This window comes from Klebsiella sp. 141251 (assembly GCF_050600725.1).
Taxonomy (GTDB): domain Bacteria; phylum Pseudomonadota; class Gammaproteobacteria; order Enterobacterales; family Enterobacteriaceae; genus Klebsiella; species Klebsiella aerogenes.
The window spans coordinates 69,878-89,760 of sequence record NZ_JAQIRG010000003.1 but is presented as its reverse complement, the minus strand read 5'-3'; the positions used below and the strand labels follow the sequence as shown (position 1 = coordinate 89,760).

The 19,883-nt window shown below is 51.3% G+C and carries 29 protein-coding genes; all 29 read left to right on the top strand.

Features of this window, described 5'->3' with window-relative positions; genetic code table 11:
- Position 1 precedes the first annotated feature (1 nt).
- The 29 genes from PGR09_RS08155 (at position 2) to PGR09_RS08015 (ending at position 19,856) form a co-directional block, all read left to right on the top strand.
- Complete coding sequence (locus tag PGR09_RS08155; RefSeq protein ID WP_113373668.1) at positions 2-538, top strand: toxin YdaT domain-containing protein; 537 nt, start codon at positions 2-4, stop codon at positions 536-538.
- Between the two features lie 348 nt (positions 539-886).
- Entirely contained in the window at positions 887-1,807 is a 921-nt protein-coding gene (locus PGR09_RS08150) for a replication protein (RefSeq protein WP_113373669.1), read from the top strand.
- Positions 1,804-2,547 (top strand): replication protein P, encoded by a 744-nt coding sequence (locus PGR09_RS08145; protein WP_113373670.1) that lies wholly within the window; start codon positions 1,804-1,806, stop codon positions 2,545-2,547. The genes PGR09_RS08150 and PGR09_RS08145 overlap by 4 nt, the downstream gene beginning before the upstream one ends.
- Positions 2,540-2,908 carry a DUF977 family protein gene (locus PGR09_RS08140; RefSeq protein ID WP_113373671.1) on the top strand — a complete coding sequence of 123 codons (369 nt, stop codon included), beginning with the start codon at positions 2,540-2,542 and terminating at the stop codon, positions 2,906-2,908. The genes PGR09_RS08145 and PGR09_RS08140 overlap by 8 nt, the downstream gene beginning before the upstream one ends.
- Complete coding sequence (locus PGR09_RS08135; protein WP_049056606.1) at positions 2,905-3,108, top strand: hypothetical protein; 204 nt, start codon at positions 2,905-2,907, stop codon at positions 3,106-3,108. Before PGR09_RS08140 ends, PGR09_RS08135 begins: the two co-directional genes overlap by 4 nt.
- A complete protein-coding gene (locus PGR09_RS08130; RefSeq protein WP_113373672.1) occupies positions 3,101-3,355 on the top strand; it encodes a hypothetical protein in 255 nt (84 codons plus the stop codon). Before PGR09_RS08135 ends, PGR09_RS08130 begins: the two co-directional genes overlap by 8 nt.
- Positions 3,352-4,023 (top strand): hypothetical protein, encoded by a 672-nt coding sequence (locus PGR09_RS08125; RefSeq protein WP_113373673.1) that lies wholly within the window; start codon positions 3,352-3,354, stop codon positions 4,021-4,023. The genes PGR09_RS08130 and PGR09_RS08125 overlap by 4 nt, the downstream gene beginning before the upstream one ends.
- Positions 4,024-4,251: 228 nt before the next feature.
- Positions 4,252-4,974, top strand: a complete 723-nt coding sequence (locus tag PGR09_RS08120) for an ead/Ea22-like family protein (protein WP_430916029.1) — start codon at positions 4,252-4,254, stop codon at positions 4,972-4,974.
- A gap of 319 nt (positions 4,975-5,293) precedes the next feature.
- Complete coding sequence (locus tag PGR09_RS08115) at positions 5,294-5,551, top strand: hypothetical protein (RefSeq protein ID WP_113373675.1); 258 nt, start codon at positions 5,294-5,296, stop codon at positions 5,549-5,551.
- Positions 5,548-7,500: a DNA cytosine methyltransferase gene (locus tag PGR09_RS08110; protein WP_228291791.1), complete on the top strand. Its 1,953-nt coding sequence runs from the start codon at positions 5,548-5,550 to the stop codon at positions 7,498-7,500. Before PGR09_RS08115 ends, PGR09_RS08110 begins: the two co-directional genes overlap by 4 nt.
- Positions 7,501-7,750: 250 nt before the next feature.
- Positions 7,751-8,044 (top strand): hypothetical protein, encoded by a 294-nt coding sequence (locus PGR09_RS08105; RefSeq protein WP_113373676.1) that lies wholly within the window; start codon positions 7,751-7,753, stop codon positions 8,042-8,044.
- 420 nt (positions 8,045-8,464) lie between these two features.
- Positions 8,465-8,698 (top strand): DinI-like family protein, encoded by a 234-nt coding sequence (locus tag PGR09_RS08100; protein ID WP_113373677.1) that lies wholly within the window; start codon positions 8,465-8,467, stop codon positions 8,696-8,698.
- A gap of 412 nt (positions 8,699-9,110) precedes the next feature.
- On the top strand, positions 9,111-9,707 hold the full coding sequence (locus tag PGR09_RS08095) for a DUF1367 family protein (protein WP_395218190.1): 597 nt from the start codon (positions 9,111-9,113) through the stop codon (positions 9,705-9,707).
- Positions 9,708-9,711: 4 nt separating this feature from the next.
- On the top strand, positions 9,712-9,912 hold the full coding sequence (locus PGR09_RS08090; RefSeq protein ID WP_049056602.1) for a hypothetical protein: 201 nt from the start codon (positions 9,712-9,714) through the stop codon (positions 9,910-9,912).
- Positions 9,913-9,914: 2 nt separating this feature from the next.
- Positions 9,915-10,496, top strand: a complete 582-nt coding sequence (locus PGR09_RS08085) for a recombination protein NinG (RefSeq protein WP_430916028.1) — start codon at positions 9,915-9,917, stop codon at positions 10,494-10,496.
- Positions 10,493-10,633 (top strand): YlcG family protein, encoded by a 141-nt coding sequence (locus PGR09_RS08080; RefSeq protein WP_049056600.1) that lies wholly within the window; start codon positions 10,493-10,495, stop codon positions 10,631-10,633. Before PGR09_RS08085 ends, PGR09_RS08080 begins: the two co-directional genes overlap by 4 nt.
- A complete protein-coding gene (locus PGR09_RS08075) occupies positions 10,630-11,451 on the top strand; it encodes an antitermination protein (RefSeq protein ID WP_430916027.1) in 822 nt (273 codons plus the stop codon). The genes PGR09_RS08080 and PGR09_RS08075 overlap by 4 nt, the downstream gene beginning before the upstream one ends.
- Positions 11,452-11,608: 157 nt before the next feature.
- Positions 11,609-12,031, top strand: coding sequence for a hypothetical protein (locus PGR09_RS08070; RefSeq protein WP_047053468.1), 423 nt, complete (start codon positions 11,609-11,611; stop codon positions 12,029-12,031).
- A gap of 180 nt (positions 12,032-12,211) precedes the next feature.
- Positions 12,212-12,511 (top strand): phage holin family protein, encoded by a 300-nt coding sequence (locus PGR09_RS08065; RefSeq protein ID WP_058675830.1) that lies wholly within the window; start codon positions 12,212-12,214, stop codon positions 12,509-12,511.
- Positions 12,508-13,050 carry a glycoside hydrolase family 108 protein gene (locus PGR09_RS08060; RefSeq protein WP_058675829.1) on the top strand — a complete coding sequence of 181 codons (543 nt, stop codon included), beginning with the start codon at positions 12,508-12,510 and terminating at the stop codon, positions 13,048-13,050. Before PGR09_RS08065 ends, PGR09_RS08060 begins: the two co-directional genes overlap by 4 nt.
- On the top strand, positions 13,047-13,394 hold the full coding sequence (locus tag PGR09_RS08055; RefSeq protein ID WP_047077968.1) for a hypothetical protein: 348 nt from the start codon (positions 13,047-13,049) through the stop codon (positions 13,392-13,394). Before PGR09_RS08060 ends, PGR09_RS08055 begins: the two co-directional genes overlap by 4 nt.
- Positions 13,391-13,666: a hypothetical protein gene (locus PGR09_RS08050; protein ID WP_047053462.1), complete on the top strand. Its 276-nt coding sequence runs from the start codon at positions 13,391-13,393 to the stop codon at positions 13,664-13,666. Before PGR09_RS08055 ends, PGR09_RS08050 begins: the two co-directional genes overlap by 4 nt.
- Entirely contained in the window at positions 13,617-13,811 is a 195-nt protein-coding gene (locus PGR09_RS08045; protein ID WP_047053461.1) for a hypothetical protein, read from the top strand. The genes PGR09_RS08050 and PGR09_RS08045 overlap by 50 nt, the downstream gene beginning before the upstream one ends.
- 156 nt (positions 13,812-13,967) lie before the next feature.
- Positions 13,968-14,165 (top strand): hypothetical protein, encoded by a 198-nt coding sequence (locus PGR09_RS08040; protein WP_162750169.1) that lies wholly within the window; start codon positions 13,968-13,970, stop codon positions 14,163-14,165.
- 445 nt (positions 14,166-14,610) lie between these two features.
- Positions 14,611-14,856 (top strand): DUF2560 family protein, encoded by a 246-nt coding sequence (locus PGR09_RS08035; RefSeq protein WP_113373681.1) that lies wholly within the window; start codon positions 14,611-14,613, stop codon positions 14,854-14,856.
- 200 nt (positions 14,857-15,056) lie between these two features.
- Positions 15,057-16,049, top strand: a complete 993-nt coding sequence (locus tag PGR09_RS08030; RefSeq protein WP_430916026.1) for a terminase small subunit — start codon at positions 15,057-15,059, stop codon at positions 16,047-16,049.
- Positions 16,027-17,331 (top strand): terminase large subunit domain-containing protein, encoded by a 1,305-nt coding sequence (locus tag PGR09_RS08025; protein WP_430916025.1) that lies wholly within the window; start codon positions 16,027-16,029, stop codon positions 17,329-17,331. The genes PGR09_RS08030 and PGR09_RS08025 overlap by 23 nt, the downstream gene beginning before the upstream one ends.
- A gap of 4 nt (positions 17,332-17,335) precedes the next feature.
- Positions 17,336-18,760 carry a DUF4055 domain-containing protein gene (locus PGR09_RS08020; protein WP_045419392.1) on the top strand — a complete coding sequence of 475 codons (1,425 nt, stop codon included), beginning with the start codon at positions 17,336-17,338 and terminating at the stop codon, positions 18,758-18,760.
- Positions 18,744-19,856: a phage minor head protein gene (locus tag PGR09_RS08015; protein WP_045419389.1), complete on the top strand. Its 1,113-nt coding sequence runs from the start codon at positions 18,744-18,746 to the stop codon at positions 19,854-19,856. The genes PGR09_RS08020 and PGR09_RS08015 overlap by 17 nt, the downstream gene beginning before the upstream one ends.
- Positions 19,857-19,883 lie beyond the last annotated feature (27 nt).

Sequence of the window (19,883 nt, the reverse complement as noted above, 5' to 3'; positions counted from 1 at the left end):
CATGCAAATACTCTCCTTTCAACAAAATACCGGATTCAAGACCGGCACTTTGATAAAGCGAAATCAGCTGAGAGAGTCAGATCACGACGCTATTCGCTCCGCCGTTCGCGCCTGGGCTGCAGCTGAAGGGCAGGATGTTGTGTCGGCACACATCATCGATGAGTGGCGACAGCAGGGCGGCGAGGAGATCGCGTTTCCTGATGATATCAGCCGTGCCCGCCAGAAGCTTTTTCGCTACCTGGACAACCCGGCCGAGTCTGAGCGCTATCGCGAGTATGTTCGCCTTCTTACACCGGCGATCATGGCCGTTCTTCCGCTGGAATACCGCCACCGCCTATTGCCCGAAGAGAGTTTTATGTCCCGACTGGCTCGTCTGGAGAAAGAAACCAGCGAAGCGAAGGTTGCCGTTGCTATGGGGGCACCACGCCATCAGAAGCTGAAAGAGCTGAGTGAGGGCATTGTCGAGATGTTCCGGGTTGACCCAGAGCTAACGGGGCCGCTAATGGCAATCGTCACCTCAATGCTCGGCACGTTGTAGCTGGAGGTTTACGTGAACCATATCGAATTCATTGAGAAAAACGTCCGCGAAGAGCTTATCCGGCAGGGATTTACCCAGTCAGTGGCTCAGGGGGGCATTTCAGGCTGTCGATATGTACAAGCGCATGTCACAGGCCAGTCGTAAGGGAGGCATTTTTGATGATGTTATGCGCCACGCCAGGCTGTGGGCTGAGAAGCAAACCAGCGCTGCAGAAAAGCGAGAAGCAAAGAAATCAATCCGTAAGGGGAATAGCCAGGTTGGGTTGTTCTGAGTGGGTGAAGACTGTTGTGCGCCAACACAGCCAGTCTTCGGGATGTGAAAAAAGGGCTCTTAGTTCACGGAGTGAGTATGTCAAATACCGCTGAAGTTATCAATTTTCCGATTAAAACCGAGCGTTCGGGAGGTCAAATGGCCGACCTGGCTAACGGGTATACCAAGATCGCAAACGAGATACAGAAGCTCAAGCCACGTCTGCGGATGTCTGGTCGTGAGTGGCAGTGTCTTGAGGCTGTTATCTGGCTTACCTATGGATGGAACAAGAAGCAGGACCGAGTAACAAACACGGTGATTGCTGAGCTTACAGACCTCGGAGAGTCGCATATTTCCGACACAATCAAATCTCTCGCGGAGCGGAAAATTATCTTCGCTCATAAGCAGGGAGTGATGAAAATTGTCGGTATAAATACTGAGCTATCTGAGTGGATTTTAGACAAACCGAAAACGGGAAAACTCTTCCCGGAAACGGGAAAAGTGTTACCGAAAACGGGAAAACCTTTCCCGGAAACGGGAGACACCCAATACAAGAACAAGAACAATAGTAAAAGATCTTCTTCGTCTCGGAATTCTAAAGAATCCCGAAACGAGGAAACTTTGAAGTTTCTCTCTCGTCATCCAGAAGCGGTCGATGGGATTTATACCCCTGCGGGAAAATCCTGGGGAACAGCTGACGACCTCAAAGCCGCGCGATGGATTTTCGATAAAGCCCTCACCGTGAATGCCTCACTCTCAGACCCGAACTGGGTTGAATGGGCAAACACCATCCGTCTGATGCGCATGCAGGACAAGCGCAGCCATTACGAAATCTGCGAATTGTTCAAGTGGGCCAACGAAGACAGCTTCTGGCAGAACAACATTCTGAGCCCCACCAGCCTGCGAAAACAGTGGGATAAGCTCACGACTAAACGCCAGCGCAACCCAAACCCACAACACGCGAAATCCTGTGCAGCTGCGCTGGACAATACCGACTGGATCAAGGGGGTACTTGAATGAAATCTCTCGCAGAAAGCATGCATAACTTTGACCGGAAGAACTTCCAGCGTATCGCCGCCGGCATGCCTGAAATGCAGGATGCGCATAGCTTTGCACATCAGGCGACAAAAACGGCTGAGATATTCAACGAGCTGTTTCGCCAGCTGCTCGCCGTATTCCCGGCACTGGCCAGCAAGTCTGCTGAAGACCTCAACGAGATGCGCCGGCAATGGCTTCTGGCATTCAAAGAGAACGGGATCACCACCATGGAGCAGATTAACGCCGGAATGCGTGTTGCCCGCAAGCAGGAAAAACCGTTCATGCCGTCGCCGGGACAGTTCGTCGCCTGGTGCCGTTCTGAACAGGCTGTTTCTGCTGGACTGCCAGATGCGAATGAACTGGTTGATATGGTCTACCAGTATTGCCGTACTCGCGGACAGTACCCCGATGCAGAGTCATATCCTTGGCCTGAGCACAAAGTCATCCCGGCCACGCTGAAGCACAAAGCCTGCTACTGGATGGTCACGGGACTGTACTCCGATATGCGCGCAAATGGCCTCAGCGATTCAGAACTGCGTCGTAAAGCATCGGATGAACTGTTGCGTATGGTTCGTCGCTTGAACGCCGGAGAAACGATTCCAGAACCGGTTAAGCAGATCCCAAAACTCGGCGGACGTCCGCTAAGCAACGAGCAGGGGTTAAACAAAATTGCTGAGATTCGCGCGAAGTTCGGTTTGGGAAGAGGGCGGAATCATGGCTAGAGCATTTTCAACTGCTGAGCGCCGGGAGTATGTCCGCGCAGTGATTCGTATCACGAAACATCAGGGGCGCCTGACCACCAGCGATGCAATGAAAAAACTGGGGTTAAGCCGCGATACCGTCCTGAAATATTTCCGCGAGGCGGAAGCCACTGGAGAAGTAGTTCGTCATGGCCGATCCGGTTTATTCCGCGACCAGCGCGCCGTTATCGATTTTGACATGAAACGATTTGGTCTGGTGCCGAAAGCAGCTGTTGGGATGAATTACAGCTTGCTGGGGAGTCCTGTATTCCAACGGGTCCTGGATGTTCAGGAAGCCATTTATGCCAGCAGGCCATGCCCTTCGTACCGGGAGGGCATATGACAATTGTGAAAACTCATACCGGGATCGTAATAACCAAAGACGGTCCGAAACGGAAAAAGCTGCATGCAACGGAAAGGATGTGGGTAGTCAGCAAGAACGAGTTTTACCACAAAGAGACCGGACGACGTCATTTTGCTGAAAATACGCGCCGCCGGCTGTTGTTGGAAACGATTGAGGCGATAGGTGGTTCACATGACTGAGCACGTCGAAAAATACACAAACAAGGCCATAGAAATCATTGCCGACTATATCCAGCGCACTAACAAGAAAAACGAGCAGTTGCAGGAAGCGAAGGTGCGCCTGGATAAGAAAATCGCTCTTTTTGCGGACGATGAGAACTGCAACGCAAACAGGCTGATGGCCGTATTTTTACCAGCAATGACCAGCCATACCCGAGATGGCTTTTTCGAAGAGATAGCAGCGGCGTTAGAAGGGGCGCAGGCATGAATAACGAAAACGAACTCACAGCAGCACTGTTAACTATCGAGAAATGCCGCGAGTTGACCAACTGCCCGGCTGACGTCGACCTGCAGGACTGGGTGAAGCATCTGGCGGCGGAGAGTCTGGTGCTAAAGGCTGGAGCATCGTATTTCTCTTACGGCTCTGAACACAATTTCGAATGGCACAAAACTGCTAAGGAAGCGGTCGAGTCGGCTGAGGCTGCAATTGACGACTACCGAGGGGATGCTTGCGATGGATGGAGTGAAGAGGTCGATAGCATCTGCTGGGGAATCATCATGCAATCATCCACGAAGGTTGGCGAACGCCCACGCAATGAAGATGACCGTTGCGATCCCGCAATCGATACAGTTTGCGACTATGCGCTTTTGCCGAATATCGAAACCCCCGCCACCGATCGCATCGTAGCCGGGATTAAGGCTGATGGTCGTGCAGAAGGTATCAACTTTGCTGTAAGCCGTCTTGCTGCTGCTTTCAATCACGGACACGTTGATAAACCAATGGCTGAGGTTGGCGACGTAGTGCGCATGATACTCACCGCAAAAGAGGATTTGGCGAATGACCCAGCGCTTCCGGCTGATGGTCTGTCTGGTGAGTATGCAGAAAAATCCCTGGCTGAATGGGAAGCCGCACTGCGCGAGGGGGCCGACAAATGAGCATTAGAACAGAACATGGGTACGGGCCATTAACGGTAACTGTCGGCTGGCTTGATAACTGCCCAAAATGCAACAACGACAAAGCCAGTGTGACTGGATGGTCTGTGTCTCCGGATACTCTTTGGGCTGGCGACGAAGCCGTATGCACGAAATGCGGACACAAAGGCGAAATTGATGCAGACGGTGAAAACGCTTGGGTTGAATGGGATGGCGTGAAGGAGACCAGCCATGACTGATATCAACAGGCTGTTAGCCAGCCTCAAGCGCCGCTCAGCCCATGCAAAAGAGTTCGGTCACGACGTCCTGTTCGTAAAGCTCGAAGACCTCGACGCGCTGGTAGAGGCGCTGGAGAAGGCGCAGCAGCACATTGCGCGCCATGAGCAAATTCTCCTGAATCAGGATGAGTCTCTGTCTATTCGTCGCGGTGAACTGGAGGCGGCGCAGCAGGAGCGGGACAACTGGCGTACCAGCTTTGATAACGAGCGGTTCCGCGCTGATAAGCTCAAAGCGCATATCGACGATATTGAACCTGTTCGTGCAGCAGCCGAGAACTTAGTCCGCTGCAAAGGTCGCTATCACAGCGAGCAGAACTTTCGCGCACTGGCTGCGCTGTTTGGCGTGACATCTCCAGACCTGCCGCCGCTTGAGCATGAGAACGTCCATTATGCCGACGCTGCAGAAATGGAGATTGCAGCACTGCGCCAGCGCATCGCCGAGCTGGAAGAAGCAGAGCAACAACTCTGTGCCGCTAACGTGACGCTTGATGCTCGCGAGGAATTGGCTGAGCGCCAGTTAGCAAAGATGGAGTCCCGCGCCGCCACCGTTAAGCTGCTGAAAGACCATGTTGACGAGGCCGACCTCTTTGGCTGGGGAGTTGTTGTTGTTCCACTGGAAGCTCTCAAAGAAGCCTGTGCTGATGCTGGCGTCAAAGTGGAGGTAATGGGTGGATAAATCATCACGCCTGTGGGAGCGTTTCGAAGATGCTGCCCACGATAACGGTCAGCAGATGACCAGTATTGCTAATGATGCAATTACAGCACTGGAGGCCGCAGAGAGCCGCATTGTCGAACTTGAGCGTAAACAGGAAACTCTTCGCCCGGTCGGCGTAATGAGCGAGAAAGCATTTCACCGTCTTGAAAACAGAGAATCCCGCTTTATTGCACTCTGGCCTCGCCCCGAGATCTATTTACCGCGTAAGCGCCCTGATGATGGCGTCATTGTTTATGCACGAACCGTGGCCCCCCTCAATCAACAAAAGGGAGGGATGAGTATGGACCCTTCACTGGAATACGCCTGCAAGCGCGTGCAGGAACTGGAAAGCCTGCTGCTGGTGGATATACCGGAAACAGTATGGCCAGCGGAAGTCGGCATGGTCTTCGCTCAGATTGAAAACGCCGGGACACTCCCGCTACACCACCAGCGTCGACTGCAGCACCATATCAACCGCATGTGGCTGGAAAGAATGCCGATACCCTCAATTATTGCCGCGGCAGGTTCACTGGCCAGCGCTATGGAGAAATACGCGTGAGAGAAATCATCGTTGATAACTTTGCTGGTGGCGGCGGCGCCTCGACAGGCATCGAGCTGGCGATTGGGCGTAGTGTGGACATCGCGATAAACCACGACCCGAACGCGGTAGCGATGCATACCACCAATCACCCGGACACGCTGCACTATTGCGAGTCTGTTTATTCAGTTCGCCCGAAAGTTGCGACTGCCGGCCGCCGCGTTGGTTTGGCATGGTTCTCGCCGGACTGCCGCCACTTTTCCAAAGCGAAAGGGGCTAAACCAGTTGAAAAAGCAATTCGTGGGCTGGCGTGGATCGTTATCCGCTGGGCGCTGGATGTTGGCCCGCGGGTAATGATGCTGGAGAACGTGGAAGAGTTTAAAACTTGGGGACCGCTGCTGGCGGCAGAAATGCGTCCGGATCCAGAGCGCGTCGGCGAAACATTCCGGGCATTTGTTGGCATGCTGACAACGGGTATCCCGGTGAACCATCCGGCGCTGGCAGAATGCTGCGAGTTTCTGGAGTTATCGCCGGATAGCGACCAGGCAAAGCGTTTGACTGGCGGGTTGGGCTATGACGTCGATTATCGCGAACTGCGCGCCTGCGACTACGGCGCGCCAACTATCCGAAAACGTTTCTTCATGGTTATGCGCCGGGACGGGCAGCCGATAGTCTGGCCGGCAGCTACTCACGGGGATCCGAAATCGCCGTCGGTGATTTCTGGCAAACTCGCACCATGGCGCACAGCTGCAGAATGCATCGACTGGTCAATCCCGGCGCCGTCGATTTTTGGCCGCAAAAAGCCGCTGGCGGAAAATACGCTCCGACGCATTGCCCGGGGCATCCAGCGATTTGTTATCGACAGTGCCGAGCCGTTCATCGTCAAGTGCAACCACACTACGACAAAAGGGCAATACGATTGTTTTCGTGGTCAAGAGTTAGGCGCGCCACTTCAGACCATAACAAAAAAACTCGGCTACGCGCTCGCCGTCCCGACGTTAGCACCGTTTATGGCTGGGAATGGCGGCAGCGAATATCAGGCGAAACCACGTCCGCTCGATAAACCCGCTCACACCATCCTGAAAGAGTCCCGTGCCTGCGTCGTCGCTCCGGTTATTGCCCGGCAGTTTGGCGCCAGCATCGGCCACCGGGCGGACGTGCCGAACGCGACTATCACGGCGGGCGGTGGAGGAAAATCGCAGTTGGTGACGCCGACGCTGATTCAGATGGGATATGGCGAGCGCCCAGGTCAGGAGCCGCGCGTGCTGCAACTGGACAAGCCGCTGGGTACTGTTACCGCCGGCGGAAACAAATTCGCGACGGTGAGCGCGTTCCTGGCGAAGCACTACGGCGGAAATTACACCGGGCCCGGTGTTGGGTTGGATGAACCGACACATGCAGTGACGACAGTTGACCATCATGCGGTAGTTGCGGCGCATCTTATGGTGAACAATACCGGGCATCCTGGCGGTTCCGTGGAATCTCCTGCGCATACGGTTACGACTGGCAATCACCACGCTGTTGTAGCCTCCCACCTGGTCAAATTGCGCGGTACCTGCCGTGACGGACAACTTACTGATGCGCCGATGCCGACTATTACCGCTGGTGGTCAGCACGTCGGGGAAGTTGAGACCACGCTCGCTGTTGAGCATTACGACGAGCAGCGCGCGCAGCAGGTGCTGGCGTTCCTGCAGGAATACTGCGGGGAGGATAGCACCGGACTGGTGGAAATCGCCGGGGTGACATATCGCATTGTCGACATTGGAATGCGCATGCTACAGCCGCATGAGCTTTACCGGGCGCAGGGCTTCCCGGAGTGGTACATCATTGACCAGGATTACCACGGCGTGAAATACGCAAAGGACAAACAGATCGCACGCTGCGGTAACGCTGTCCCGCCGCCTTTTGCTGAGGCATTGGTGAGGGCTAATTTACCTGAATTATGTCAAAAGAAGGACGTAGCCGCCTGATGTATTATAAAGCTGAGAATGCGACTGTGTTTGAAATTTGTCGTATGAAATTATTGAATTAAATTCACGTGGTGCGCTTATTAATATGTGTTTTAGTTTAAATGATTTGGAAAATTCTCAATTTGAAAATAGTTGAATCTTTACTTCATTAAAGCTGCTATTGTCTCCTGTAAAATGGAACCATCAAGTACCGGAGCCTTCTCTTACTTGATTTTTAAGTCTTTTACATAGGGATGACTGAGGATTTATCATGGCAAATGATTCACGAGGAAATGAGGTGGTTTTCAACCGCGCATATCTAAACTTGTGCTCTAAGAATAAGAATTTAAGTACATTGGTTATAGCCAGAGAGTTTAAGGATGATAATATTGTCGGGTGTTTTTCTTTTGGCCTTAAAAAACTAATCGATATTGAGTCAAAGTGTTTGTTTTTGCGCTATAAGTACCCATGGCCAGATTTTGAAATTGAACTGGTTAAAAATAAAGGCGGTGATTACGAGTTCATGCTTATTCATAATGATTTTCTTAAAGGTAGTGAGGTTTAAGTTAGTTATAACGATTTTTTTAATCAAATCGGATTTAATTTAATTGTTTATGTTAGACATTTTTTACCTTGAGCTTGTCTAAGGATAACATTCGAAGAGTGTCGCACGATTGCCCGACTACTTTAATCGAACAGTTTTGATGTCACTGCTCGATTAAATTTGGCCATTACGTAATCATATAAGGTCTCGTCAATATGACTTGTTTTACCACTCATGAGTTGGGCGATTTTTGTTTACTGTGACCTAAGACTCTGTCTCTCTTTAGAGAACATGACTAAAAAAACCCATAGATTCAACCCGCTACGGTGGGTTTTGTTTTCCCATGACTGATAAAAATTAACGTTTTGTGCTCTTAAGATATTGCTCATTCAGTGAGTTAGGTGTACTGTGTATTTATACAGTATTTAGGTAGGTGATACTATGAAAATCGAAGTAACCATCGACAAAACCAAAAAATTGCCTAACGGTGCTGAGCCAGCGTTAGAGGCCGAATTCCTACGGCGATTAAATCAAAAATATGATGACCGCAAATTATCTATTCGTCGCGCTGGTGCTGATGGACTCAGTGTTTTCGGCGGCATAGATGGCGATAAAGAAACCATTGCAGAAATTCTCCAAGAGACCTGGGAAAGCGCCGACGACTGGTTTTATTAGTAATTTTTTATTGGTGGCGGCCTTTATCCCAGAGCATCGCGTTTGCGTTACCCTTGATGCTGCTGCCCGTTTTCATGAGTGCGTCAGTATGTCGCTCAGGGGGTAATGTGACTGATGGTATCGAACCAATGCGAAGAGGGGCCTTTTGGGCCACCGTCACAGATGAGTCCGGAAAAGTGGTGTGCTCATTTCGATTGGGTCAGAATGACAGACATCTGCTGTCTAATCTTGATGGTGAGATCGCCGCAAGAAAAATAGCAAAAGATGAGCACCTTTGGTCAAGAGCATCCCTGACTGAAATAATCCAGGAAATGAGCTCAAAAAATTGACGACCATTAACTAGCTAATTCATACTTGCTGCGCTGGCCTGAACAACCAGCCACCTGACAGTAATGCGCCTTCGGAGTATATGATGGCGCAACTTCATTTAGTTAAACAGTCTCAAGGAATCTTGATCCCTGCAACGCAGGAGACCAGCGATTTCCTGCAATCAAAATGCAAGCTCGGCGCTGTTCTTGAGGCCGACTATAAGCTTGTCCGCAATCCGGCGTTTCATCGCCGCTATTTTGCTTTACTCAATCTTGGCTTTGAATACTGGGAACCTACCGGCGGAGCGATCTCGTCTAACGAGCGCAGGCTTATCACAGGTTACGCCAAATACCTGGCGGCATATGGCGGGAGTGAATCGGCATTGCTTGATGCCGCCGAGCAATACCTCGAACGTATAGCCGAAAAGCGCGCCGGCAGTATCAGCCTCTGCAAATCTTTCGATGCCTACCGGGCGTGGGTCATTGTCGAAGCTGGCCACTATGACGCCATACAGCTGCCGGACGGCACGCTGAAAAAACACCCTCGCAGCATTTCTTTCGCCAGCATGGACGAATGCGAATTTCAGGAATTGTACAAAGCATCGCTTGATGTTCTCTGGCGGTGGATCCTCTCCCGTTCATTCAACAGCCCGCTGGAAGTCGAGAACGCCGCAAATCAGCTTTTAAGCTTTGCGGGGTGAATCGATGAAATATTCATGGTTTCACCATCACGACTGCACGACCGAGCAGGCCGATGAACTGATAGATAATTACCGCAAACGCGGGGTAAAGGTCGAACGTAGTTTAAACCAGGACTTTACGACCTGGACCGTCAGCGCTCAGCTGGTGGAAGACAAGAATCCACCGCGCCCTGATTCCCGCTGGCGCAACCGGATGTGGGGTTGAATATGGTAAAGAGACCCCAACGACGCTGCAAAATCTGCCGGGCGAAATTCACTCCAGCTTTCGAGAACCACCGCTGGTGCTCTCCTGAGCATGGCGCTGAATTTGCCATGCAGGAATTGGAGAAGAAGCGCGAAAAACAGGCGCATGCGAAAGCGAAGAAAGAGCGCGCCGAATGGCGTAAACGCAAAGCCTCGGTGAAGCCCCTCAGGCACTGGGAAGATATGACCCAGCGTGTCGTTAACGACTATATCCGCGAACGAGACTACGACTTGCCATGCATCAGCTGCGGCACTTTTGACACGGTTCAGTGGGAGGCTGGTCATTACCGTTCCCGCGGTAAAGCATCGCACCTGCGTTACAACGAGGACAACATTCACAAGCAGTGCCATCACTGCAACGTGCAGATGTCAGGAAACCAGCAGCAGTACCGCATTGGCCTGGTAGAGAAAATCGGCGCTGAGCGCGTCGAGGCGCTGGAAAACAACAACACCCCTCACCGATACACCATCGAAGAACTGGAAGGCATCAGACGCCATTACAGCGCGCTACGCCGTGCGCTAATAAAACAACGGGAGGCCGCATGAGCCGTGACGGTATCGAACGTATCCGCGAACGCTGGCAAAAGCTCCGCCTCTGCCGGCACCGCGGAACAGTAATGACCGATTATCGAATTTTGAAAAACTTTGTCCGCATTTATCAGTATCTGGGAGAAATAGCATGAACCTCGAAAATACAGTGAAATACCACTTCGCGAAGTCCACTATGATTAGCGATTCTCCACGAGCGACGACATCAGACTCATTAACCGGCACTGACATTATGGCTGCAATGGGCATGACACAGGAACGTGCTGCTATGGGGTATAGCGCTTTTCTGGGCAAGATGGGCATTAGCAACAATGATCGAGAACGAGCTATCGGTCTATTAGCTGAATATGCGCTGACAAAATGCGATAAAGTTACCGCGCTGCGCAAGCTCGCGACGAACGTAAAACCTCAGGTTATTCAGATCCTCGCAACGTTCGCCTTTGAGGACTATTCGCGAAGCGCTTCCAGCAAAAAAAAATGTGACTGCTGCTGCGGTTCCGGATTCATCGACGTAGAGGTCTTCACCAACAAAGTATCGTATCCGGACGGCAAACCGCCGAAGTGGGTCAAAGTTACAAAGGGGATCTATCCATCATACTGGGAGGAGGTGAAGTCGGTCCGGGAGCAGGTCCGGGTGCTTTGCCAAAAGTGCAAGGGAAAAGGGACTGTTAGCGCTGCCTGTAACGACTGCCACGGTCGGGGGAAGGTAGTGAACCAGGATGAGACGGAGAAGCAGGGAGTGCCTGTCATGGGCAACTGCAAGCGCTGTGGTGGTCGTGGGTATGAGCGAATCCTCTCCACTGCTGTGCACAGTGCCATTTGCCAGGTAACGGATGCCATCACCCTGGATACATGGAAGAAGACGGTTAAACCATTTTTTGACGAACTGATCACTAAATTCGATATAGAAGAGGCATGGGCGGAGGGACAGCTCAAACAAATAACGCGCTGAGATATTTACTTTTCCCGAATTCGTGTTAATTTGTTCTAACGATGGGCATTGTCTGTTCACCGTTGATCAACCCGCCAGCGAGCGGGTTTTTTTATGGACATAAATTACCATTGCCATTCGCATGTGTATAATTCCCTGCTTTGCATCAGGCGATATTATGAGAAAGATTATTTTCCCAGCATTGTTTTTAGTGGCTTCCGCGCATGCCACTAACCAGCCAACGATGATGGTTTTCAAATGCTCTCCAGAACATTCTAAAAACAACACTATTGTTACTTGGCAAGATGTGAAGAAACAAGATGGCTGGCATCGTTATGCTAGCTGGAAAGATAAGGAGGGAGAGCATTATGGCATTGAGCTGTATTTCAATGGTTCATCGCCTAATAAGGATGGACAGATTGAGGATATATATGTGTTTGGCAATATGGATAGCCAGAAAAAAATATCAGGACCCGCAATCTCTATGATTCTCAATAAAAAGGCAAAGTTGCTAACTTACAGTATTACGAACGACTTGGTAGGGTCGGACGTGCACAACCCTCTGGAGAAAGGGACGTGCACCTTAAGCGATAAAGGTTAAATCTACTATCGAGCCACATCAGTATAACAACTTCATTAAAGCTGCCTTTTGGCGGCTTTTTTTATATCAGGCTCACGGGAATCATCTGCGACGAGCTTGGTTGATAAATCAGCCCAACGGTCCTGACCCTTTCAAACACACACAGCACCCCGTTTTTTCGGAGGTGATATGGCTAAACGTATGCAAGATAAAGAAAGCATTGCCGGAGTCTCATGGCTGATTGTCCTTGCTCTGTCATGCTGGGGCGGTCTTGTCCGATACCTGATTGACGTTAAGCAAAACAAAGCTACCTGGAGCTGGATTAACGCTCTCGCGCAAATCGTGGTTTCAGGATTCACCGGTGTCATCGGTGGGCTTGTCAGCATAGAAGGCGGCCTAAGTATTTACATGATTCTGGCCACTGCCGGTATCAGTGGGACTATGGGTTCTGTAGCGCTCACGTATTTCTGGGAGCGAATCACCGGAGTGAGAGCACAATGACAGCAGACAAGATTATCGAGGGTATCCTCGGCAAAGAGGGTGGTTATGTCGATCACCCCTCTGATAAAGGCGGCCCTACTCGCTGGGGTATCACGCAGAACACAGCGCGTGCATACGGTTACAAAGGCGATATGAAAGAGCTCCCTCGGGAAACTGCGAAAGAAATCTATATGCAGCAGTATTGGCTGGAGCCCAAATTTGACAAGATCGCCGAATTGTCACCATCAATCGCAGAAGAGTTATGCGATACCGGCGTCAACATGGGGCCGCGTGTTTCCACAACGTTCCTTCAGCGTTGGCTGACGGCACTGAACCAACGCGGCAAACTATATCCCGACCTGAAACCGGATGGCGTCATTGGGAACATCACGATCGCCGCGCTGCGCAGTTACCTAGCCGTACGGGGTAGCGCAGGGGTCACGGTGATACAGAAAGGGTTGAACTGCAGTCAGGGCGCACGGTATCTCGAACTTGCGGAAGCGCGGGAAGCCAATGAAGAATTTCTCTTCGGGTGGGTGAAGGAGAGAGTAAACCTATGAAGCTAATTATCTTCTTTCTGCTTGCGCTGGTGGTTGTTTTAACGTTGTTGCTGTTAAGAAAGTATACCCGGATTGAGTTTGTGGGACATGCTCGCCTGTTACTTAGAACTTGGTCTGTTCGTCTGGGGACTGCTGGCGCGCTGGTCGGTGTATGGGCGCAGTCATTCCCGGATGCCGCGCTTCATGCTTGGGCAATGCTGCCGCCGGATATCAAAAACATCCTTCCGCCAAATATCGTTGCACTAATTAGCCCTGCGCTGGTAGTGCTGGCGGTGCTCTCACAATATGTACGGCAGCCGGCATTGAAAGATAAGGCCGACAAACAGAAGGAGCCGAAGCAATGAGTTTTGAAATTATTGCTGAGCTGGTGGTCCTTATCCTGGGTGCTATCGCTGGTGCATTCGGTATTGGCCATGCTCGCGGTACCAGCAAGGCAGAAGCCAAATCAGCACAAACGCGTACTGAAGAGAAAGCCGCTGCTAGCGTCGCCGCGTCTGAACGGAAAGAGGAAGCCACAAGAGAGGCCTGCAATGTACAGCAGACAGTTAGCCATATGCCTGATGACGATGTTGATCGGGAGCTGCGCGAAAAGTTTACCCGCCCCGGTGGTGGTTGATACGGCCTGCAACTGGGTACGAATCATCTACCTGACCGACCACGATATCAATGTGCTGGATAAGCAGACCAAGCGCGACATTCTGGCGCACAACAAATCAGTGCTGGCCAATTGCTCGCAAATTACAGAGAAGGGTGCTAAGTAATACAGGGAAGGTCTAACTTATTGATATATATACTGCCACATTAGTAAAAATCTGAAAGCGAGACAATAGAGCGGTAAACAATGAAAAGTTTGTATCTAATTCATGGGCGCTAATGCACTATTGATTTTTAAATTCCTTCAATCTAAGAAGCTGCCCATGACGAAAAATTCACTTCCTAAACTTCCCCACGATTATCGTTACGGAGACGAACACTCAATCCAGCCTCATTCTGATGGGGAATATTTTGCGCCACAGGGGGGTGTTATCAAGTCTGTTGATCTTTCTAACGGAGTGGTTATCTATGTTCCTATCCAGCGCTACATTGAGCATTTAAATATATGGGTCACTGTCTAAGGAACCCTCGAGTAATTTGTTAGCAACCCACTTGGTTGGAGCGAATTGATCATTGGTATCAAAAGAACAGCATATACATCTTTTGTTCTGGTTCAATGTTCTGGATAGTAGTGAATAATTAATATAAAGGGCTTTTTCAGTAATTAAATGATATCGATAGCCAAAATGAAGCTATCATCTCGTAACTACTGCCAGCTAACACCGAAATGGCAGAGGTCAGTTATTAAGCAGAAAAGTCTCACCCGGGTGGCTCCTTAGAGATTTTAGTTTTCTAACTGGTATTAACCAAAGGTCGCATCTTTATGCGGCCTTTTTTATTGTGCGCAACAAGTATCCTGTAGGTAACCGCTCTGCTTGTATACGTGGCAAGGATAAATGCGAATGCATCACAGAGGCCATTCTCAGAGTGACCTCGATAATGCCCCACATCGCACAGAGGTAAGACATGTCAGAGATCACCGCATCCGAACAAATCCGCCTAGATATCATCAAGAAAGTTAACTACGACACTGCCGCGGCTAAGCTGGCCATTGATTGGGTTGGCGATAGCTATCTCAAAGCAGAGCTCTTTGCAGACTCTTTCGATCGTGTTTACACGGAAAGTGAGATTGTCTCGAAAACCCGAAAGGCGATTCAGGAAGCAACCGAAGAGCTGGCACTGTTTGATACAGTCACGGAGCAGTCCAGTTAAGTCGTTACAGCAGGTATTCTATGAGTGCATGTGATAATGACGATTTGTGGTGTACTTGTTAATCGTCAAAGAAGCAGGAGATAGAACGCAACTATCACGATGGCTACCCTACAGAGAGAGGCACACCCGAGCCAATATGTACACCACAACCCACACAGGCCACAGGCGTTCGCTGGTGGCTTTTTTTATTGGAGTAATCCATGGCAAAGCCGGACTGGGGCGAGCTTCAGCAACGGTTCCTGTCCGATCATGCCGCAACCGGCGTATCACCGAAGGATTGGTGTGAAGCGCAGGGACTGAATTACGCTACTGCCCGCCGATATATCAAGAAACCCACTGCCCAAACTGCGCAAAAACCTGCGCAGAAGAAATTGCGCACTGCGCAAAAGGAAAAGTGCGCAGAAGAGCTGGTGGATAGCAAACTGAGTCCAAAGGTAAAGCGCTTCATTGCCGAATACCTCAAGGACAATAACGCCACTGCCGCCGCAGAGCGAGCGGGTTATAGCGACCCAAACTATGGCCGTCAGCTTCTAACGAATCCTAACGTTACGCAGGCCATTGCGCAGCAGCAGAAAGCATCCATTGCGCGCACGCTGGGAAGTGCTGATGAAGTGCTTGAGCAGATGTGGCGGCTGGCAACTTTCGACGCCAACCAGCTTTCTCAGTATCGCCGCGGTAGCTGCCGTTACTGCTGGGGCTTCGGTCATCAGTATCAGTGGCGCGATGCCGTAGAGTACGAAGAGAAGCGCCTCGAAGCACTTGAGCGTAAACGTCGGGAACCTTTGGATGATGGGGGATACGGCTACGACCACACTAGCGCACCTAACCCGGAATGTCCTCGCTGCAATGGGGATGGTATCGGCCAGCCTTTCTTCGCTGATACGCGCAAGCTGGCGCCTGATGCAGCGCTTGCCTATTCCGGCGTGAAGCTCGGAAAGAACGGTGTGGAGATATCCGCTATCAGCCGCGAGCGAATGTTCGAGGCGGTGATGAAGCGTCTCGGCCTGGCTGATAGTGAATTCGCCCAGCGCCTGCAGCAGATAGAAATTGAGCGCCGGCAGCTGAAGATCGACAAACTTCGCAAAGAACTGGCCGCTGACCCGGAAGATGACGAACCAACGCCAGTTGCGATCAATATCAACGTAGTCGATGCGCGAGTGAGGGAAGAGGATGGCGATAGCACCGACGCTTAACGTTCCTCAGGCCAAATTCCTTGCGATGCAGTACAAGTTTAAGGCCTATGTCGCCGGCTTTGGTTCTGGCAAAACATGGGTCGGTTGCGGCGGCATCTGCAAAGGAATGTGGGAACACCCAAAAATCAACCAGGGTTACTTTGCCCCTACGTATCCGCAGATCCGTGACATCTTTTATCCCACCGTTGAGGAAGTAGCCAATGACTGGGGGCTGAATGTCAAAATCAACGAGGGGAACAAAGAGGTTCACTTCTACGCCGGGCGCCAGTATCGCGGAACCACGATCTGCCGCTCGATGGAGAAACCACAAACCATCGTTGGTTTTAAAATTGGTAACGCGCTGATTGATGAGCTGGACGTGATGCCCGCGCAAAAGGCGCAATTAGCCTGGCGAAAAATCATCGCGCGTATGCGTTACAAGGTGCCCGGCCTGCGTAACGGAATAGACGTCACCACGACGCCGGAAGGGTTTAAATTCGTTTATCAGCAGTTCGCAAAGGCTGTGCGTGATAAATCCTCTCTCTCAACGCTGTACGGACTGGTTCAGGCCTCGACGTTCGACAACGAAAAGAACTTGCCGGCGGACTACATCCCGTCATTGATGGAGTCATACCCGCCGGAACTGATAAAGGCTTATCTGCGTGGCCAGTTCACCAACCTGACCAGCGGGACGATTTACCATCAGTTCGATCGTAAGCTGAATAACTGCCGGGAAGAGGAGCAGCCCGGCGAGCCTCTGTATATTGGTATGGACTTTAACGTCGGGAAGATGGCCGGGATTGTTCACGTGTTACGTCTGGGGCTTCCGTTTGCGGTGAATGAAATCGTGAAGGCTTACGATACCCCTGACATGATTCGCATCATCAAAGAACGGTTCTGGCTGTACGACGGCAAAGATTATCGCAAGGTGCGTGAAATCTATATCTATCCGGATGCTTCCGGTGATTCTCGTAAATCCAGCAATGCCAGCGCCACTGATATCGCCCAGCTTAAGCAGGCTGGCTTCAATGTGGTTGTTAATGCATCAAACCCACCAGTGAAAGACCGCATCAACTCGATGAATGCCATGTTCTGCAATGGCAACGGCGAACGTCGCTACAAGGTGAACGTACAGCGCTGCCCGGTGTACGCAGAATCGCTCGAACAACAGGTCTGGGCCGAGAACGGTGAGCCGGATAAAACGGCGGATAACGATCACCCTAACGATGCCGGCGGGTATTTCATTGTGAAGCAATTCCCGATCATCAAACCAACCGGAAAAGTCACCCAACTGCGGATGTAAAAACATGCCTGATATTTCAACGCCCAACCTCGACTATAACGATATGGTTGAGGCATGGGATATTAATGATGCGCTGATGGGCGGCACGCTGGAAATGCGCCGGCAGGGCAAGAAGTATCTCCCGAAATGGCCGAACGAAGATCCTGAAAGCTATAAGGAGCGTTTAGCTTCGGCAACGTTACTACCTGCCTATGAAGAGGCCATTAAACAAAACATCGGGCGAGTGTTTGCTGAGCCGACGGTATTGAGTGAGGACTCTCCTGAACAAATACGAGAGTTGTCGCCAGATATTGATATGGAAGGAAACCGGCTCGATGTCTGGGCACAGCAATTTTTCAGCATCGGATTCCAGTATGGTCTGGTACATGCGCTGGTGGACTTCCCGAAAATTGACCCGGAGGCAGTAAAAACTAAAGCCGACGAAAAAGCCGCGGGATCCCGCCCGTATGCCACGATGTTAAATCCTCGCCAGGTCATCGGCTGGAAATCGAAAGTGGTTAAAGGGAAAGTGGTGCTGACCGATCTGCGTATCAGAGAGGTCATCATTATTGATGGCGATGATTACGGGCAAACGAAAGTTGAGCAAATACGCCATATCATGCCGGGTAAGGTTGAAATTTATCGCCGAAATAAAGGTGAAAATGGTGAAAGCCAGTGGCAGATTCACGACGAGTGGGAAACCAGTCGCGATGATATTCCCCTGGTGACGCTTTACACGAAGCGAACAGGCTTTATGCGCGGTTCACCGCCACTGCTTAATCTCGCTTTACTGAATATCAAGCACTGGCAGAGTCAGAGTGAACAGGACAACATCCTGCATGTCGCTCGTGTGCCGTTGCTGGTGGCTTACGGTCTGGCTGATGGCGAAACGTTGACGATAGGTTCTTCCTCTGCGACTCGTTTCGATGACCGCCAGCGGCAGGGACTGGAATATGTCGAGCATACCGGGGCTGCGATTGAAGCCGGTAAGATTTCCCTTGAGGATCTGGAAAACCAGATGCGTCAGGCCGGCGCAAAATTGCTGCGCGCGGAAAACACATCGACTAAATCCTTAGACCAGACTCACGAAGAGCGGATGCAGGAGAATTCACCTCTCTACACCATGGCAAGCTCGCTTGAGGATGCGCTCGATAATATCCTGCAGATTATGGCGGAATGGCTGGGCGAGAAAGAAGGCGGCAATGTCGATGTACGCACCGAACTGGACGTTTCAGCCCAGACGTTTGATGCCGCAGCTGCAACGGCTGTTCAGTCGCTCCGTCAGGGGGGGGATATACGTCAGGTTGATGCTGTTCGCGTTTTGCAGGCCCTCAAATTTATCGATCCGGACGCGAAGCCCGAAGAGGTAATCGACGAGTTGCGGAATCAGCAGGTCACGCTTGCCGGCGGGCTGAGTAACCAGGGGGGGGCAAATGGCAACGGCGAATGACAAGCTTCAGGATGAATCGATAGCGCATGCGATATGGGTAGCGCGTTACAGCACCAGCGTTGCAAACAGAATGATAAAAATCCTGAATGACAGCGATGCGGAACTGACAGCCAGATTGCTGGTGGCGATGGATAGCCTGGATGCTGAAAGCTTTACCGTGTCGCGACTGGAAGCGCTGCTCGTTAGTGTCAGAGCTCTCAATCGCGAGGCTGTGCAGTCAATGTACGCGGGACTATCTGATGAGCTGCAGCAACTCGCTCAGTACGAAGCAGGCTTTCAGCTGAGCCTGTTCCAGTTTGCGATCCCCGATGATGTTCTATCGCTTCATCCACTGGTGGGCATTTCACCGGATGCCGTTTATGCAACTGCGATGGCACAGCCGTTTCAGGGGCGCCTGCTTTCGGAGTGGGCAGATAACCTTGAAGCTGACAGGATGGCAAGAATATCCAATACAGTGCGGCAGGGTTTTCTCCTGGGCGATACGCATGAGCAAATCGTCAGAAAGGTCCGTGGTCATGCTAACCGTGGCTATCAGGATGGCGCGCTGCAGATGAGCCGCTCCAATGCCGGCAGTATTGTAAAAACGGCTGTGGGGCATCTTGCTTCGACGGCCAGGAAAAGCTTTGCAGATGCGAACGATGACATTTTGAAGGGTAAACAGTGGTTATCCACTTTGGATAACCGTACATCAAAAGACTGTCGGATTCGCGACCGCCTCAAGTACACACTGGATAACAAGCCGATCGGCCATAAGGTGCCGTATCTGCAGGGACCCGGGAAAATCCATTTCTGCTGTCGCAGCGTCGAAACCTACATCCTGAAATCGTCTGATGAGCTGGGTATTGCTGTAGGGCAAATATCCGATAGCTCACGTGCCAGCATGGACGGGCAGGTGCCTTCGGATACCGATTATCAGGGCTGGTTCTCGCGCCAGTCGTTCACTCGCCAGTCCCAGATCGTTGGCGTAACTCGGGCCCGACTGATTCGTGACGGCGGCATGTCGCCCGATGACTTCTACAACGACAAGGGCGAATGGCTGACTCTGGAGCAACTGCGTAACCTGGATGCTCAGGCGTTCAGCAACGCCAGACTTTAAAGCTTTTTAAGTCTTCAATCAGGCTGC